This is a genomic window from Gordonia sp. KTR9 (assembly GCF_000143885.2).
GTDB lineage: Bacteria > Actinomycetota > Actinomycetes > Mycobacteriales > Mycobacteriaceae > Gordonia.
Genome location: NC_018583.1, coordinates 154,330 through 172,385 on the forward strand (window position 1 = coordinate 154,330; position 18,056 = coordinate 172,385).

The 18,056-nt window shown below is 64.2% G+C and carries 9 protein-coding genes; 2 read left to right on the forward strand and 7 right to left on the reverse strand.

Annotated elements, in window-relative coordinates; translation table 11 throughout:
- Positions 1 to 10 precede the first annotated feature (10 nt).
- Genes KTR9_RS26360 through KTR9_RS26375 form a run of 4 tightly spaced genes read right to left on the reverse strand, consistent with a single transcriptional unit; the run spans position 11 to position 5,475 of the window.
- Positions 11 to 313, reverse strand: a complete 303-nt coding sequence (locus KTR9_RS26360; RefSeq protein WP_044508785.1) for a hypothetical protein — start codon at positions 311 to 313, stop codon at positions 11 to 13.
- Between the two features lie 50 nt (positions 314 to 363).
- Positions 364 to 2,196 carry an Hsp70 family protein gene (locus KTR9_RS26365; RefSeq protein ID WP_014928984.1) on the reverse strand — a complete coding sequence of 611 codons (1,833 nt, stop codon included), beginning with the start codon at positions 2,194 to 2,196 and terminating at the stop codon, positions 364 to 366.
- A 31-nt stretch (positions 2,197 to 2,227) separates the two neighbouring features.
- Positions 2,228 to 3,652 carry a GTPase gene (locus KTR9_RS26370; RefSeq protein WP_014928985.1) on the reverse strand — a complete coding sequence of 475 codons (1,425 nt, stop codon included), beginning with the start codon at positions 3,650 to 3,652 and terminating at the stop codon, positions 2,228 to 2,230.
- Positions 3,649 to 5,475 carry a dynamin family protein gene (locus KTR9_RS26375; protein ID WP_014928986.1) on the reverse strand — a complete coding sequence of 609 codons (1,827 nt, stop codon included), beginning with the start codon at positions 5,473 to 5,475 and terminating at the stop codon, positions 3,649 to 3,651. Before KTR9_RS26375 ends, KTR9_RS26370 begins: the two co-directional genes overlap by 4 nt.
- 45 nt (positions 5,476 to 5,520) lie before the next feature.
- Here KTR9_RS26375 and KTR9_RS26380 point away from each other — a divergent pair, with 45 nt between their 5' ends.
- Both KTR9_RS26380 and KTR9_RS26385 read left to right on the forward strand, forming a co-directional pair.
- Entirely contained in the window at positions 5,521 to 7,107 is a 1,587-nt protein-coding gene (locus tag KTR9_RS26380; protein WP_144066073.1) for a DUF7373 family lipoprotein, read from the forward strand.
- 18 nt (positions 7,108 to 7,125) lie between these two features.
- Positions 7,126 to 8,337, forward strand: coding sequence for a DUF7373 family lipoprotein (locus tag KTR9_RS26385; RefSeq protein WP_014928988.1), 1,212 nt, complete (start codon positions 7,126 to 7,128; stop codon positions 8,335 to 8,337).
- Between the two features lie 804 nt (positions 8,338 to 9,141).
- On the opposite strand, the gene KTR9_RS27535 is transcribed toward KTR9_RS26385, so the two are convergent.
- From KTR9_RS27535 to KTR9_RS28330, 3 genes are all read right to left on the reverse strand, one after another.
- Entirely contained in the window at positions 9,142 to 9,675 is a 534-nt protein-coding gene (locus KTR9_RS27535) for a hypothetical protein (RefSeq protein WP_144066074.1), read from the reverse strand.
- Positions 9,676 to 9,960: 285 nt separating this feature from the next.
- Positions 9,961 to 10,791 carry a hypothetical protein gene (locus tag KTR9_RS26400; RefSeq protein ID WP_238554187.1) on the reverse strand — a complete coding sequence of 277 codons (831 nt, stop codon included), beginning with the start codon at positions 10,789 to 10,791 and terminating at the stop codon, positions 9,961 to 9,963.
- Between the two features lie 2,200 nt (positions 10,792 to 12,991).
- On the reverse strand, positions 12,992 to 14,773 hold the full coding sequence (locus tag KTR9_RS28330; protein ID WP_014928992.1) for a MarR family transcriptional regulator: 1,782 nt from the start codon (positions 14,771 to 14,773) through the stop codon (positions 12,992 to 12,994).
- Positions 14,774 to 18,056 lie beyond the last annotated feature (3,283 nt).

Here is an 18,056-nt window from a genome sequence, read left to right on the forward strand (position 1 = left end):
TGTTCCAGATTCACAGAATGCCGTCGAAGACCAGGCCTACCCAGATGCAATCGGCCGCCAGGCCGAAGGTCAGCCCCGCCCAGAGCGCGATCTTCTCTGCTGGTTTAGCACCAGCGATAGCGGCCACGAGGATGCCGAAAGCGACGAGCCCCAGCGGGAATACGACCACGATGAGGTAGTCGGGAAGCAGGAGCGCGCAGGCGGCGAGAACCAGTCCGGCGGTCGTGTAGACGGCGTAGCGCGGCCCGTCATCGAGCTGGGCGATCCGAGTGGCGACCGCACGGGCGATCGCGCGCTCGAGCGACTTCGTCATGCCAGTCCTTCACGGTGGGGTTGCCCGATCACGTCGACACCTCTACGCACTCAGTTGATGAGGCCGGAGCGGGTGAGGAAGGTGCGGGCATTCTCTACCGACGACAGTTCGGTGACCCTGAGGACCAGCCCGGTACCGGTGTTGGCGTACCAGATGGTGTATTCGTTGTCGCTGAGACTCGGGGTGATCTCGGCGGCGGCCTGGCGGTTGGTGTCTTCGACGACGGTGCCCTTGCCGGCACTGTAGACCCCGTTACGCAGGTTGCGGATCTCGCGGGTGGCTTCGTTGTCGTCGACGTTGATGTCGATCCGCAGTGAGTCCGATAGGCCGCCCTCGATTTTGAGGCCACTCAGGGTGCCGGCCTCGTTGAGGGTGCAGTCCAGTGTGAGGGCGCCGTTGTCGGTGAAGCTGCCGTTGGTGCAGTCGGTGATCTGGGATTGCAGGGCGCCGGGGAGTTGCTGGCGGATTTGGTCGGGGTCGGTGAGGATCGGCCCGCCGTCTTCGCCGGTGGGGCCGGCGGGGGTGGTGTCGGCGCCCAGGGTTTGGGTGGCCTGGGATGCATCGGTGGGGTCGTCGTCGCTGCCGCTGGCGGTGGTGACGATGGTGGTCACGATCGCGGCGGCGGCGGTGACGGCGACCGCCGCGGCGCCGATGCGCAACCAGCGTCGCCGCGTCGAGGCGGGCTGGGCTGGTGAGCCCAAGGTGCGGGGTTGGGTGTGCCAGGTCGGCATGAGGTCGGCGGCTTCGGGGATGCCGCGGGGCTGGGTGGGCGCCGAGTCCGCCAGCACGGTGAGCAGTGCACCTTGGGCGACAACGGTTTTGGGGTCGTCGAGGGTGGCGACGGGGCCGAGTTCGCCGAGGCGTTGCTGGATGAGGGGGATGCGGGAGGACCCGCCGGTGAGGTAGAGGGCGGTGAGTTGGTCGGGGTGGGTGAGGCCGGCGTCGGCGAGGGTGGTTCGGGTGAGGTGGACGGCGGCGTCGACGGCGGGGGTGATGAGTTCGTCGAACTCGTCGCGGGTGATCTGCAGGGTGGTGCGTTCATTCGGGCCGGGCACGGTGATGGTGGCCGACGGCGTTTCGGACAGCAGCTCTTTGGCCTGCTGGATGGAGTCCTGCAAGGACTGGATGGCGTCGATGGGGGCGGCGCGGCGCAGCCAGGCGGCGTGGTCGGGGTCGCGGTCGGCGAGGCGATCCTCGACCCAGCGTTGCAGCAGGGCGTCGAAGTTCTTGCCGCCCAGTCCGTTGTCGCCGCGGGCGGCGATGACCTGGAAGGTGTTGGTGGGGGTGACCTCGAGGACGGCGATGTCGAGGGTGCCGCCGCCGAAGTCGAACACCGCAATCCTGGTGCCGTGTTGCAGGGCGTGGGAGCGGGAGTAGTGCCCGGCCGCGGCGCGGGGTTCGGAGATCGTGGTGATCCGCTCGGCCGGGATGCCGGCGGCCCTTGCGGCGTCGGTGAGAACCTGAATCTGTTGGGGCGCCCACGCTTCGGGGTGGGTGAGCACGACCCGGTCGGGCATGGTGCCGGCGTGTGCGGCGACCCCGCGGCCGATGATGGTACGCATCACGGCGGCGACGAGGGCATAGATCGGCAGGGTGTGCCCGTTGGCTGCGACGGCCGGTTGCGCGCCGATGAGGCGTTTGGGTGAGGCGATGAACCCGGCCGGGTTCTGTGCGGCGGAGTTGAGGGCGGCACCCCCGACGAGGACGGTGCCTGCGGTGTCGACGAACACCGCCGAGGGCATCAGGTTGCTGGTGTGGGTCAGCGAGAGCGCTTCGATGCTGCGGCTGGTGGCGCCCGAATGCGCGGCCGCCGAGTTTGAGGTGCCGAAGTCGATGGCCAGAGACCAGGCATGGGTGGCAGATGTCTGGGTGGCAGATGTCATGGTGTCGGATCGTCCTGTGCGGGAGGGGGTGTCAGTGGCCGGCGGCCAGAGCGGTGTAGGTGCGGATGAGGGTGACCAGGGCGGCGTCCTCGGCCGCCGACCGGGTGGCCAGGGTGCGTTGCTGGGCGGCGGCCAGGCGGCGGTGGGCTTCGGCGGTGACGGCGGCCGGTGGTGAGTGGCCGTCGAGGCCGACGCGGCCGGCGGGGGTGGTGGCGGTGAGGATGGTGCGCAGTTCGTCGGTGACCGCGGCGTCGGGGTCGACGTCGAGCATGCGTTGGTAGTCCTCGAGCACGGTCACCGCGGCCAGGGCCGGGTCGGCGCGCAATCCGGCGGTCAGGGTGCGGATGTGGTCGCGGGCGGGATGGGTGAAGGCCAGTTGATCGAGGCGGGCCAGGATGCGGTGGGCGCGGTGCAGCATGGCGAACCGGCCGGTGGCCGCGGTCAGGGCGTGGCGCAGGGCGGCGATCCCGGATCGTTCGGCCAGCCAAGTGTTGAGCGCTGCGGCTCCGTCGGCGGCGATACGGCGGCCGTTGAGTACGCCGTACTCGCCGAGCAGGGCGAGGAGTTCACGCCGTTCGGCCGGCGGTACTCCCCCGCTGGTGGGGTCTTCGGAGTCGAAGATCCGCAGCACTTCTAGCGGCGCGATGTCGCGGAGCTGGGCGAGCAGCGCGGCGTGGCGTTCGGTCAGCATGCCGGTGTGGCTGGTTTGCGCCATCAGCCCGGACACCGGGACGATCGCGTGGACGATCCCGGCCAGCGGGCCGGCCATGGTGGCGGCGTGGGCGGCGGCGTGGGTGAGTGGGTCGCGGCGGCCGAAGGCGCCTTCGCCGAAGGAGTCGGCGCGCGAGAGCACCCCGAGCATGGTCAACGGGGTGAACGGCAGCCGGTGCAGGAACTCGATCTCATCGACGCGGGGTGCGGCGTCGAAGAGGAATACCGCGGCATCGGCATCGATGGAGGCGGTGCGGGTTTGTTCGAAGCCGTCGATCATCACTCGGCGGGTGGCGGCGTCGTTGGCGGCGGTCAGCGTCGACAGGCCGGGGGTGTCGATGAGGGTGAGTTCGCGCAGCGCCGCTGAGGGCAGCCACCGGTCGACGTAGGCGACCTCGGCTGACGGGATCGGTAACTCGATCCCTGCGCCCGGGCGCAGCGCGGCGCGGTGGCGGGTGCTGTCGAGGGCGAGGACCTCAGCCCGGGACGGGGACCCGTCGCGGTAGACGGTGACGACGTTGGTGGCCTCCAGGGCGGCGGTCTCGGCGACCGGGGCGCCGATCAGCGCATTAACCAGCGTGGATTTGCCCGCTTTGAGTCGGCCGACCACCACGACGCGCGGCGGTGACCACAAGATGGTGCCGATCGCATTGGCGTGATCGATGCAGTCCCCACCGAGCGCGGCCAGCTGGTGCAGCCCGCGGTCGAGCGTGGTGTGCACCGAATCTGGTGTCGCGCTACTCATGTCGGGTCTCCGTCGAGCAGTGCTTGGGCGGCGGTGATGCGTTTGTCGACGATGGCCAGGTTCGAGGTGAGGCGTTGGGTGGACTTTTCGCGGGTGGCGGCGTCGGCGGCCGCGGCCTCCTGGACGTGGGTGATGGTGGTTTGAAGCTGGTCGATGCTGGCGCGCAGGTGATCTCGGTAGCGGATGACGATGTCGGGGCGGGCTTGGGCGACGGCGCTGTCGAGGAGTCGGCCGGTGGCGGTCTTGGTGGCGGCCAACGTTTCTCGCAGCCAGGCCAGCAGGTTGGTTTTGCCGGCGCGGATCGCCCGGAAGCTCAAGTTCACTCCGACCCACACCGCGCCGATGACGGCGCCGACACCCATCAGCGCCGACAGCCCGACAAGGCCACCGAGGGTGGAGGACCCGACCACACCCATGGTCAGCAACGTCGGGTCGAGCAGCCCTTGGCGTTTGCTGGTGACCTGGTGGGTTTCGATCTTCTTGTCCTGCATCGAGGCGACGATGCGGTCGCTGATCTGTTCCCACACCGCGGGGTCGTCGGCGAAGCGTGGGGTGATGATCGTGTCGTGCAGCTCCTGCAGGAACCCGGCGAGGGTTTCGGCCATCGCCATCTGCAGATCGACCTGCATGTCGGCGGTGAACTTCTGTTCGCTGCGCCGCAACACGGCCATGCCGTTGCTGTTGATGTAGGTGGTCCACTTCTCGCGCACCCCATCGAGGCGGCGTTCGAGGTCATCGACCGCCGATTGCCGCAACAAGGTCAAGTCCCGGGCGAGGTATTGCTCCCATTGGCGTGACTGGGCCTGCAGGTCGGTGAGCCGGTCGCGTTCGGCGGTCAGATCCGGCAACGCTTTCGCTCCAGCAGCCAGCGCGGCGAGCTCGTCGGCGATGGTCGTGCGCACGGTGCGCAGCCCGTCCAGACAGGTGCGGACCGCATCCAGGTGCGGGGCCGCCGCGGCGGCGTCAAGTCGGTCGGTGATCGCCGCGCGCAGGGCGGCGATCCCGGCGTCGGCCTCGAGGCGGTGACGCGCCTGCGGGTCGGGGGTCTCGGCGGCCAGGACGGCGAGGAGGCTCGACACCCCGATCACCGGCACCGTACGCCCCAGGTGCTCGGCGATCAGGCGCTGGTTCTCGGCGACGATCGCCCGCCAGCGTCCCAGGTGTTTGTCGGTTTTCGTCACGGCCACAACAACGGCATCGACACCAGCGCTGGCCTCGCGGACGAAGGCCATCTCCGGGGCCGTGATCGGGGCAGAAGCATCACAGACCAGCACCAGCACGCACGCCTGCTGCGTGGACTGCGACGCCAGTTTCGCCAAACCGGGGTCCAGACCGCCGACACCGGGGGTGTCGATGAGGGTCATATCGCCCACCGCCGCCTCACGCAGCGCGATCGCCGCCGCAGTGGGCAGCTCCTCAACGCTGCGATCACACACCATCCGCCCGCCAGTGGTCACCCAGTCGGCCAGCTCGCCGATCTCAGCCGGCCGCGGGCCGGAGGGAAAGAACAACTCGGCGGCGTGGGCGGCGGGTAGATCACCGGTGGTGGTGACCGACACCGCAACCGAGGAGGTGACATCAACCCCCACCGGGCACAGGTCGCGGTAGCCGACCAGGGCGTTGACCAGCGAACTTTTGCCGCGCTGCACCTCGCCGGCCACCACCACGGTGCGCTGCGGCGCCCGATGCAGTTTCGTCTCGGCGAGGTCGGCGACGGCGTCGTGTTTGTAGGCGCGCAGCACCTTTCCCGCCTCAGCCACGACCGCCGCCGCGGCCGCATCGACCCCTGTCTGGGGTGCTGCGGGCGCGTTCACGCCGACCATCGTCTCGTAGCAGTGCCGCCGTTCCCCCGACCGGTCATGGAAAGCATGCTGGTCGAAGCGGCAGGGCAAACGCAAAACGGTGGGCGTCAGGCGCCGGCGGTGCAGGCCCAGATGATCGTGCGGGACCCCGGCCCGGACTCATTCGCCGCGGCTACCTCAGCGGACCGTTCGCCCGCGATGGCAGACCCGACTGTGTGGGCGCGAGGGTGGGCGCACTATTCTGCAGCCGAACAAGAGGATCGTGCAGATCCGGGTTTCGGGGGAACCGTTCGGGGTTCGCGCAGCAACTCACTGAGCAACACCAGTGTGTGCGGCGCTGGCCCGGGTGAGGTCGTTGGTCCTCCGCGGCAGGGGCTGCAGGAGAGAAACGAGACCCTGATGAAGCGTTGGTACCCACTCGCGGCCGCAGCCGCGGTCACCGCGGGCATGCTGGCCGCATGCTCCACCGGCGGCGAACCCGCCCCCGAATCCTCGACGCCCGGTAGCGCCGAGCCGACGGTCGATCTGACCGCGCTTGATCCGGGCGCCTACCCCACCGAACCTCGCCCACCGTTCGGTGTTGCCGACGACTCGCAACTGGTGCAGGTCGAAAGCCAGCGGATGGCGCAGTTCATCGTGGTGCCCTTCGAGGTCGACCCGGACCTGACCGCCCCGGACAAATCAAACGCACCGATCACCAGCCGCCGCAACCTGGTGCCACACATCAACGCCGACGCGGCGACGATCCCGGCCAACGACGCACTGCTTGGCGGTTTCTCGTCACTGTTCACCACCGCGCCGACCGAACGGGACAACCCGCGTGGCCTGCACAACATGGTGCTGCGCTACGAAACCGCCGCTGATGCCCGCGCCGCCGCACAGCAACTCGCCCAGGTCAGCGCCCGCCAGCAGAACAGCCCGGTCACCAGCCTGCCGGGGGTGGAGGGCGCCTGGGCCCTCGAGACCACCCGCAACGACAAGAGCTACTTCACGACCTACACCCCGCACGGGGTGTACGTAATCTACGAGTTCGCCTCCTCCCTGGCGGCCCACTCCGACCAGCTCGAGCCGATGGCCCGCAAAGCAATCACGTTACAGTCGGCGTTGATCGACCAATTCCCACGCACCCCCACGGCTGCGGAGAACGCCGCCCGCGGCAACGGCGAAGGTTTTCAGCCGCCGAAGATGGATGAGAACAGCATCCTCATCTACGCCCTGCCCTACACCGACACCGAGATGGAAAACGGCATCACCGGCCGGCCGCAGCAGAGCATGCGCGCGGTGTACGGGCCGCGCGGCTTGTCGCATTTCTCCAGCGACCCGGCCGGCATCTTCAACGACCTTCGTGCGGCCGGATCTACCGCGAACGCGATCGAGCGTTCCATCGTCTACCGCGCCGACACCGAGGAGCAGGCCGCCACGCTGGCCGCTACGAGCGAAGCCGACGATCAGAAGATCGACGCACCGCCCGGGCTGCCGGCCGCCAACTGCTCTGCCCAATCCAGCGCCGACGGCAAGTACACGATCTATCACTGCAAGGTGCAGGTCGGCCGCTACGTCGGAGAAGTGCAGTCGCCCAATAAGACTGACGTCTACCAGCAAGCCGCGGCTCAATATCTGATCCTCACCAAGGCCGACCAGAACGCCAAGTAGACGGGACGAAAGGCGACGATGACGCGCAGCTACCTCGGTCGCTCCATCGCCGCGGCCGCGGCGGTGACCGCAGTGCTGGCCGGCTGCACTGTCGACGGTCAGCCCAGCTCGGCAACATTCACCGACCCTGCCGTGCAGGTTGATGCCCTCGACACCGGCGACTACCCCACCCGGGCGCGAGCCCCGTTCGGGCGCGCGGTCACCGACCCCGAGCGGGTCGAGGCGACCCGGATGGCGCAGTTCGTGCTGGCGCCGTTCGAGGTCAATCCCGATCTCACACATGGGCAATGGCCTGTCGGCGAGCTCGACGACGCTGCCGGGATCGGTCGCGCGGTCGTCCCGGGCGCGGCCGACATTCCGGCCAACGCGGAGTTCGTCACCGGATTTGTCACCACCGCCGACAACGGGGATGCCAACGTCGGGGCTGCTCGTCACCTGCTGCGGCATGCGGTCCTGAAGTATCGCAGCCCTGCCGACGCCTCGGCCGCCGCTGAGCAAATGAGTGCCGCGGTCGCCGAAATCGACAACAAGCCCATCGTGCCGCTCGACGGGGCGCCGGACACTCGAACTGTCATCCAAGATTTCGGTGCGTCCACAGCGATCCTGGCTGTCACCGCTCACGACTCGTATGTGTTCTTCGATCGGTACTACGGCCCCACGACGCAGTTCCGCAGCGGAGAGTCGTTGGTGCGTATGGCCAACGCGATCACTCAGCAGAAGATTTTCATCGACGAGTTCACGCCCACCCCCGACGGTGAAACTCCGCTGATCGACCCCGACGCCATCCTCATCTACGCGCTGCCGTTCACCGCGGCCTACCTCCGGGCGAACCCCGACTCCCCTGACCGCGGAGCGGTGTACGGGCCCCGCGGCATCGCCCACACCAGCACCGACCCCGTCACCGACTTCCAGGTGCTGACCAGGATTGGCTCGGATGCCAACGCAGTGGAGAACTCGGCGGTCTTCCGCGCGGACACCGCCGAAGGCGCGCGCACCTATCTCGACAGCTTCCTCGGGTCCAACCGCACCCGCGGCTGGACCGGCGCCGACAGCCCACCAGGCTTGCCCACCGCCACCTGCCAAAAGCACCCGACAAGCCAAGCACACAGCTGCGCACTGACGGTCGGGCGATACGGCGCCCAGGTCATCGGCAACACCAAAACCGATGCTCACCAACAAGCCTCGGCCCAATACCTGATCCTGACGACCGCCGACCAACGAGCACACTGACCGACGACATCGCGCACGTCGTCATCTCCCCGCAGACAGAGGTGCCCGGACCCGCCACTGCGGGTCCGGGCACCGAACTCACCCCGGATGTCAGGGGCGGAAAACCTTCAGCTGCCCAGCGTCACCGATCGGATCACCGTAGCCACGACGGGTGAAGTCGTCGTTGCCAACTGGATCGCCGTACTCCGCACCGAATGTGAAGGTGAAGGGCTCCTGACTTTCGGTGGCACCCCCATGCACTTGGTGGATTCCGAAGTCCGAAACGAACGGGCCCGTCGCCGCGGTCGCGACACCCGCTCCAAGGCCGGCCAGCCCCGCAGCGAGCACAGCGCCGGCGAGCAGACGAGTCGAAGTTATTGCCATGAGAGTTGTTCTCCGTTCGAAGGAATGGGGCGGCCGCTGTTGCGACCCTTGCACCCCATCTGTTGCTACCGCACCACAGAAAGGTTCCCAGGCACATCTTCGAGTTCGCGGACTAACGCCGACCTATCGCGCGACGGCCCGTCGTCGATTATTGAGGTCGCGGCTCGGGGGCGGACGTCGCGCGAGCGATCCCCCACTGCTTCCACGACCTATCCATATCTGGCGTGCTGTGCATTGCCGGTCGCGGCCGCTGGTTCCATGAGGCTTTGCTTTCATTCCGACACGTCAGACTTGACCTTGACCCTGTAGGCGAGCTGGTCGGGATGAGCACGACATATCACCCGAATGGCGATAGTTGGGGTCGGGACCTGGGTGGCACGATTTAGATGGCGACGCGGCCACTTCTTGGATCGGAGCCCTGCCGCAGTTTGCCCGGACTAGTCACTGTTGCAGGTGTGGGCACTGATAATCGATTGCAAGGCGGCCCACGCTGGACGTCATTTGCAAACGATCCACAAGGCTTTCGGGTGAAGCAGCGAGGATCTTCTCGCGCTTCGCCGCAGCTAACTCTCGCCTCAGTCCAGGCGAATCGTCGATTTGGGCAAGCAAAGACTGCTTATACTGCGCGGGGTCGGCGCGAGCTTCGAACACTTCGGCGTCAAGAGTAGCCTGCGCTTCGATCCAATCCGCCCCGCCCTGCTCTGCAGCACTACATTCGTGGCGACCGATTCCACGAAGTAGGTGAGGGGTTCGTCCAAAGACTTCGCTGCCAGGAACTCCAAACCCTGTGGATAGCGTCAGGAAGCTGCCGTTAATCAGGTCGGGTGCCCATCCCCTCATCTGACAAAACGCGCGGGCAAAAGCTGCGTCGCCTCCTGATGGAACATCACGAAAGACTTGCTGAACTACCTGATCCAGCACAACAGCGTACTGACCATCGCCGACAATCTGGTCGGACACCCGCTGCTGCCGCATCGAAGCGAGATCAAAGATCGGCGCGTTGAGTGCCGCCTCGGCTATTTCCTCCGGTGTTGAGTTTACTCCCCGAGCATCAACACAGTCTTCGAATGAATCTCCAAGTACGACATCGACGGCCTCACTTGAGTCCGAGCTAGAAGAACAACCCGCAATCCAGATTACCGCCAATATCGCAAGAAGCAGCCCGAACCACGGAGTCCTAAAGCCTCTCCAATACCCCATACCCCACCCCGTTTCTAACCGCCCGAATCCGCAGTCACGGCGGTCTTGTATACCTGTCAGTCAATACCAGGGCCCCGTATATGCACCCCCACCGACACCAGCAGCGATGTACTCATTAGCTATTGGGTGCACACTTTGTCCACGAGTGCACGTTGTCCAGTACACGTTGATGCAGATGCCACTCGCCATGAGCGAGTGATTTTCGGATTCATGACCTACCCTGAGGAGCGCCCAACCCTCAGCGAGTTTGAAAACTGGGCGCAATGCCCAGTCCGTAGCAACCTCCTCTTTCGTTTGATAATCGACGACAGACCTTTGGTCCGACTTTGTCAGATACAGATAACGATCGCCAAGGAACGCTTCCTTTAACCGTAGACCCGCAACCTTAGTGCGATCGAGGTCGAAGACGACCTGCCCGCTCCCCAAGTCGACAATCGAGACATATTGCCCTTCCGAAGTGCTCGTGCCCCGCAGCAAGATTAGATCACCGTAGGTGTACCGGGAAGCTTGAGACCAGGTATTGAATGAACTGTCACCGAAATCGGAGTACGGCGCAATCGGTCCAACCAAGGTCTTGTTGCGAAAATCGAAATAGAAAACGCCCGGCCTACGTTCCTCGGGAATCGCATCTGTCCGCGGGCGGTGCTCCATCAAGATTCCAAACTGCGTAACCATGTAGGGTCCGACATTCCGGAACTCCCCAACTTCCGCACCGTCGCTGTCATAGAAGTGCATGTCTTTGACGTATCCCACACCGACCTGCCTGGACGTCGTGAGACTATACCCGCCGTAGTTCACACCCTGCGGTCCTGTATCAACGCCATCGTACGGTTTGTCATCTGGCCGAGTCTGACTTTTCAGAGAAAGAGTAGACGCGTCAAAAAAGGCCACATGATCGAGTGAAAAGCCAGCAGGATTGGCAGTAATGAGAGAAAACGCCCCCCCCAGAGGCGGGATGCAATGACCAATTGACACTATCCCCAACCGGCCATTCGAATTCTCTAGAATCTCTCAATTCGGCGCGCACGATATCGTATGACGACAATTCTGTGCGGATCACTTCTGGTTCGAGACCATGAGACGGCGTTCTCGTCTTGGTGAGATATATGGCTAGCGGTTTCCCGCTGGAGTCTTCTGTGACAACACAGGCCTGCTCTATGATCGTATCGCCCGACTTGGGCGTGGGGTTTGGCATGTCAACATTCCGCCCCTTTGAGATGTCAAAAAACTCACGATTGCTATTTCGCGGATCGGGTTCTTCCATTTCAGGGACGCATCCACTGTATACAGCGGTTCCACTGAAGTACAGATTGCTACCTTGCGGTAATGGGAACTTGGTCTCTTTAGTTGGTTTCAGCGTAGTAATTGTAGACTCGGCAGCGGCAGTCCTAGGCCCCGCTGTTTGTGGTTCGGCCACCTGAGTCGAACTGCAGGCACCCGCGGAGACCACCGCTACGACGATGAGCAACCGAACCGGAAGCGCGGATCGGAGCGATCGTTGTGCCGTAGGGTTGCCGCTTCCTGATGATCGACGAGACGAACCCGGCCGAATTACTCGCCCCGCCAACTGTGAGCGCTCTCGGAGCACTTTTAACTCCCTTTGGACACCGAATACAAGGGCCACACAGGGCCTTATGTGAGTGACCCGTGAACCCCGCTCCAAGATGACGATGCATGAGCACTTCGCTACACGCTCATGAGTCGCACGGTGGTCGGAAAGCAGAACACCCCACCCCTCAGGAGCGGCGATCTACTCCTGGCCCCTTTGTCAGTCGATCTGTTCGGTCGAAGACTTGACGACGTCGGCCCTCGAGAAACTAGCGCCTCGAGTTCCGTAGAAGTCAACCGACGACTATCGAACGTCTCTTCTCCCCTCGGCCAGGATGAGCAAGGCGCGCGGTTCGTCTACTGCAAATAGGCCGCGTAATGTGCGGATAGATGGGCTAGGTAGATCTAGATGCCGCCCCCTTTTCGGTAGGTGTTACTCCCCGACCGACGACCACTATTGTGTCATAGCTCACACCAGGGCCGGGGCCTGTCCGAGACATTGGGCACTGCAAAAGCTCGGATTGGACCACTTCGATGGGTGCGGTCACTGCTGGTAGGCAGCTACTAGCCAGCGGGTGAGTGGTCTTGCCAGAAAATTGAACCCGGTGTGCCAGCAGCGTCGCTGCGAGATCGCCAGTATGGTCGCGGCGATTGCGTCCAGATCATCCGTCGATCGCATGCCGGACGGCCGCCCGGTCAGCGTCAGCTCGCCCATGGTGACGCGGCCTGGTTTGGGGTGCGACACGGTTGGTGGAGCCGACGGCGCTTCAGGCCACGACCCCGACCACGCGGTCGTCGACGTCGTGACCCGCACCGAGATCACTGCCGAGAAAACTGACAGTTTCTTGAGCCGGCGCGAGAGATCCGGCGCCGATCCTGACGACCGCCGACCAACGAGCACACAGACCGGCGGAGTCCAGCTACGCGCCGGTCGTCGTCTTCTTGGTGCAGACACAGCGGTTTCCGGACCCGGCAGTCGGGTCCGGGCACCTACTAACCCTGCCGTCAGGGGCGGAAGATCTTCGGCTGCCCGGCGTCACCGATCGGGTCGCCGTAACCACGACGGGTGAACTCATCGTCGTTGTTGACCGGACCTCGGAAACCGGTAGGGATTTCGAGGGTGCAGGGCTCCTGGCTTTCGGTGGCACTGCCGTGCACCTGATGAACTCCGAAGTCCGAAACGAACGAATGGGCCCGTCGCCGCGGTCGCGACGCCGCTCCGAGGCCGGCCAATCCCGCAGCGGGCACAGCGCCGGCGGTCCAGACAGTCGAGGTTGTTGCCTTAGGTGGTTCTCCGATCGGGTGTAAGGTTCGCCGCTGCGGCGACCCTTACACCCGTCAGTTGCTGTGTAGTCACCTAAAGGTTCCCGAGTTTCGACGCCCGACACCCGACACCCGGCCGATCATCAACGGCCCGCCAACGGAGGTGCCAGCGTGAGCAGGCGTTCAATCCAGCCCAGCACTATCTCCTCGAACCACGCGGGAACTTCGGTGTGGCGTGACGTTGGACTGTCACGCGCAGTCCTGATGATCGCGGTGACACCTAAGCAGCCTCACTTGTCTGCATGTGACTACGCACCAACGAACGAGCCGACGGATAGTCGACCTTGCCGTTGGGCCGCGTCGGGAACCGCCCATACCGTGTCCGCGAGGGCGCTGCGATTGGCAGTGCGATCGCTTGCGGATCCGTTGCCACTCTGCCCGGACCCCGATACCTTCGCTTCCCTCTTTGCTTTCGCCAGCGAAGTTCTTCATCCCACCAGTCCCGAACCAGTCGATCGACAAGATGGCTCTGTGCCCGTCGGACCATTGCGCCGTAAGATCCGAATGCGACGGCTACTTCGTCCCACCTATTTCTGGATGGAGTCAGTAGGTTCAGCTCCCTGAAGTAGCGAAGCCACGCACGGACGCACCGGCTGGAGTAACCCGTGGCACTCACAAGACCGATCACGGATACGTGACCACCCTGCCAGGCTGCGTGGATCCTCTCGGCGATTCCGCCTAAACCTTCTCGCCAAACCCAGATGTCGTGGTGGGCATGGTGGAGTCGCAGGGTGGAGCTGGCAAACGGGGGGCGTGTTTCCCCTTGTGTTGCAGCTGTGTCATGCGGAACATGTGCGAGCTCCCAAGTTGCCGACTCTGTCCCCTGCGCCTCAGCGACTCGTCTGATCCAGCCTTCTGCCTGGAGGCGGTGAAGTGCCCTCGATGCTGTTGCAGCGTGAACGTTAGCGGCTTCGGCTAGCCGGCGAACGTCGATGTTCACGGTCGTTGTGTGCGCCTCAGCGCACACAACGAGGAGGCTGTGCAGGACCCGTTCAGCACTGGCCCACCCCTTTCGTGCCCAAGTTGCGGGATCTGAGTTCGCTGCAGCGAAGACAGCCTCGATGTGGGTGCGGACTGGGTCGTCGACGGTGTGGTCGCCTTGCGCTCGTGGCCACGCTGTCTCGGCAGCAGTGCGCAGTGCTTTGTGCCATTGCGTGAGGGCGTGCGCCTCGTTCTGGCGGAGGTCTTCGCGCAAGCGGACTAGTCCAGGCTTGTGCAGATGTTGAAGCACATCAGTCCAGCACCAACCGCTGGCGGCCATCCCGAGCATGATCGACCACGCGTGTGCCGAGCGATCGTCGGCGGCTGTGAGCCGCCTGACTAGGCGCTCAGCCGTAGTTGAGGATAGTTCGGTTCGCGCGCGATCAACCCGTGTGGCAGGCCCCTGCCCGACCAGACGTAGGCCGATAGTCGTAGTTCGCTGCCTGGAGTTTTGCCGCGCGGTTGTTGGGAACCTCGCTATCAGCCACTCAGCTAGGTCGGGTGGCGCCGGCCGAGCCTGCATGTCCCTGACGGCGTTGCCCAGTTCCCGTCCGGTCAATAGTGGGCTCGCGTTTCCGCCCGACCGGTGCACAGACCCGGGGATCCGAACTGCGCCCGACACGGGGTTGGTAAGCGGAGAGATGTCGAGGGTTGGAAGATGCGCGCGCAGCCTACGAGCAAGGTCGGCGACTTTCTCCGCGGGTATCCCTGGGTCAATGACGCGCACCCAGATGTGCCGCCCTCCTGAGGGCCCCGACTGCACTTGCAGGTGGCTCACACCCAAGTCGGTTAGGACGCCGGTAAGTACGTTGGCATCCACAGCAACGGCCTCGGGACCGTACGGTCCTGCATCCAGGTCGAATGCGAGCAGCGTGTACCGGGAATGGCGGTCCGCTAGATACGTCGCGATAGGCACCGGTGGCATTCGTTCTGGCCATGGTGCTGATCGGTATCTGTGTTCATTTGTTGCGTCGACACGCACTGTGGAGCGGGGCGACCACTGCCTCCATTCACTCAGCATGTCCACCCACTAGTGGGTGAGTGCTGCGGACGAATGCAGTCGATTCCCCGCGTGTGGTTGTGCGACACGCGGAGCACAGGGATTGCGGGCACTCCGAGAGGGCGCACGCTACCCTGAGATCTGTCCGGCAAGACAGTCCCTTCGGGGATGGGCGAGAGCCCGTGAGACCGAGCTGGTAACTCAGTCTCGAAACTTCAGATCAAGGACCCTCCGACTGGTAATCGGGGGGTCCTTGTGTTGGACCTCGCGCGTTATTCAGATGTCAGCGTTCGGAAGGTTCGGAGGCTCCCTTCTGGGTTGGCGATGCTAGGCGCGCAGCACGAAGCTGGCGCAGGGTAGGAAAGATCTGGTTCGCGCCGAAGGCGCGGCACCGGCGCTGATCGACCGTCGTCGGTAGTAGGGACCGACCGTGGTGCTGGGCTGAAGAACTGCGCAAGCTCGAGCACGATCTCCCGCAGGGACGATCGAGCCGCGGTGCAGTGGCCACGCTAGGACTGGCGCTACCTGCGCGTCCTGCAGTCATCACACCCCCTTGCTGGCTCGAATCACATCGGTGTAATTGTATGAGCGCGATTTCCGCGCGATTTTATGTTGGTGCTGGACGGCGGGTCAGGGGACATCAAGTAGGGCGGTTCTCTCATCTCCGCAGGTCATGGGCGTTGTTCGGCTGTATTTTCGCGCGAATTTATGCCACACTGGGTGGATGGATCGGTCCGCTGACGGCCGGCGTGGGCGCCTTGGCGCACCCACGCCAGTTCCGGCAGCTATCGAGAACCGGTCGACCAAAGCTCCGGTAGTGACGGCGTACTGCGCTGACCCGCAGTGCCGAAAGGAGTTTCGTAGGACCGCGGGTCGTGGTCGGCCTCGGATCTATTGCTCGGATGCCTGCCGGCGCTCCGCCGAGAACGCCGCTCGACGAATTTCCGCGCAACTTCAGCATCATCGCGAGATGGCGCAGATGCTCGAACGCGACCTTGCGGCGTTCGATTCGTCCGCGTCACCCAAGTCCACCCCGGAGCCCTCGTCAGTCGCTGGCTTAGACACAGCCGTTGCCCGCGCGGAAGGTGTGCTCCTGGGGCTTTCAGACGGGAGTGTTCTGGCAAGCGAGTTCACTCGCTTGCTGGACGCAGTTCGTGCTGCGCAGCCCTCGCAGCAGCAACATCGAGCGGGCTAACCGGCAGGCAATCAACAAGCCGTCGGCCTGTCGGTAGAAGCGGTACCGACTGAGTCACAGGCGCGCCTCAAGCGGGCCATCAGCAGTAGTTCGCCGATGGGTCAGAAAGGTCTACTCCGCCGCGGTTCTCCGCTCCCCCACCGGCCAGCGGTGCCGGTCGAGCGCCAGCGCGTGACTTCGATTATCGGATCACGACAGCATTTGAGCACCGTGACCTGCGCAAATCGAAACTGCCTCCCAGTTTCCCGCAGAACGACGAAACTGAGTTGTCCTATCCCCTAGGGCCAAAATGGGTGGCAGCTCGTCACGGTGCGATCTGGAGCCGTTAACGTAAGTCTGTCGTCTCAGCGCGTTAGCCAGGACTCCTGTCAGCCGCACTAAGCGTTCATTCTTGCTTCCTCAGCCCCAACGGGTCGTCGATACGCGATGGCCCACCGTCAGAGTCGAACATCTCCCGCCGGCCCATACGGCCGACCCATACGGGTGTCATCCGGTTGGTGACGACGTCGGCTCAGTTCTCGGAACCCCACCGAAGCCATCACTCAGGGAGTCTTACGAAGTGCCGAGAGCTTTGTGGCATTGGGCCTAGCGGCCGAACTCGAGGGGGGCCGGCGGCGACACCGGTGCCCCCGGGGGAGTGAGACGACTCGGTGATCTACGTAGAGCACGGATTGTAGGTGCCCGCCTGAGCTGCCGCATGTAGTTGTGGCACTGGTCCCCGGTCAGCCATCTGGTCATCCTAAGTCAGCCCGGTTCAGTTGTGGACCCACAAGAGCGGCCGATGTCTGTGTCGTGACCCAACAGTGGGGTCCGCCCGGCCATTCCAGAGACTTCGAGGACCGCTGCTACACGTTGCCGGATGGCTGCGTCGACGTAGACGAGCGATCGAGCAAGGCGGACGCCATTCCCCGGTCATCATTGGTGGGACGAAACTCGTCGTGAACGAGCTGCGCTGTGGTCTCATGTCTTTATGTCTCTGTGCACCCGTGTCGCGAATGGTCAGACCCGTCCCACCGGGTCAGGTCACGCAGACGCGCAAGTCTGCGCGGGGACCGCTTCATTGAGCTGTTGGCTCATAAGCCACTCAGCTGACAGCCGAGCTGTGTGGCTATGTCACCCAGCGCCTCGTTCTTTCACGGGTCTAGTCGAGAGCGCGAATCTCTCCCGGGTGCAGACACGATGCGTCTGTTTGTCCTGGGTATCGTATCCGCGATCCTGGTCTCCGACTTTCGTTCCCCGCACACGTGGTTACCGACCGCGTCGATGGCGAATGCCGTGCGCACAAACGGCCTGTTCAGCCCGTAATAATGCACGCATTACTTCGCGCTGCAATGCGCGCAGCCACGCGCTCAGTGCAGTCGACGAGACCGTCTAGGTGAATCGCGACAGCACTGTGGTCACGGAGCTATGCGCTACGCCCCGCAATGGGCCCCCTAGCACGAACCACAACACTCGAGGAAGTGCACCTTTGTTGGTTGCTGCCCGGATCTTCTGCGTTAATGGGCGCCACCAGTCAGACCGCACGCCGACAAATACGTTCCCCCGTCTATCGGGCCGTACTTTGCACTGTTCGGCGCGCCATACATACAGCGTGAAGTGCCGCACCGAAGTACGGGATGCGCCTCAGCGTCCAGACCCCCATACGCTGCGCAGCAATAAAACACGTAGCCACTCGACTACCAGAAACCATGTTGCACTCAGTACAAGGTCCTGTGAAGTGCTACGTACTGGGCTGCTTGCGGACGCTCGCAAGGCGACCTACGCGGCACAGAGCACTCATGTCCGCATGCATCGCCATATCTTGTTCCACGTCGCAAGCGTTGTGCGTCGAGATGTTCCTCCGTCTACCGGCTCCGCTGATGCGGTACATGTAGATCGATGTACATACCAAACTAGTGAACACATACCCGTGCGCAGTGATGGCAGCTCTGTGTAAGCAGTTATGTCTATACGTAACGCAGGACGTAGATATTGCATGCCGACCAGGGACATCGTCGTTGTTAACGCCTCGATCATTGCCAAGCTCAAGTGAGTATCTGCGGCGTCGCGCACGAGAGACCTCCCGGTAGAACGCCAAGTCGTCCGTAGCGTGTCGTACACCGCGCGAAC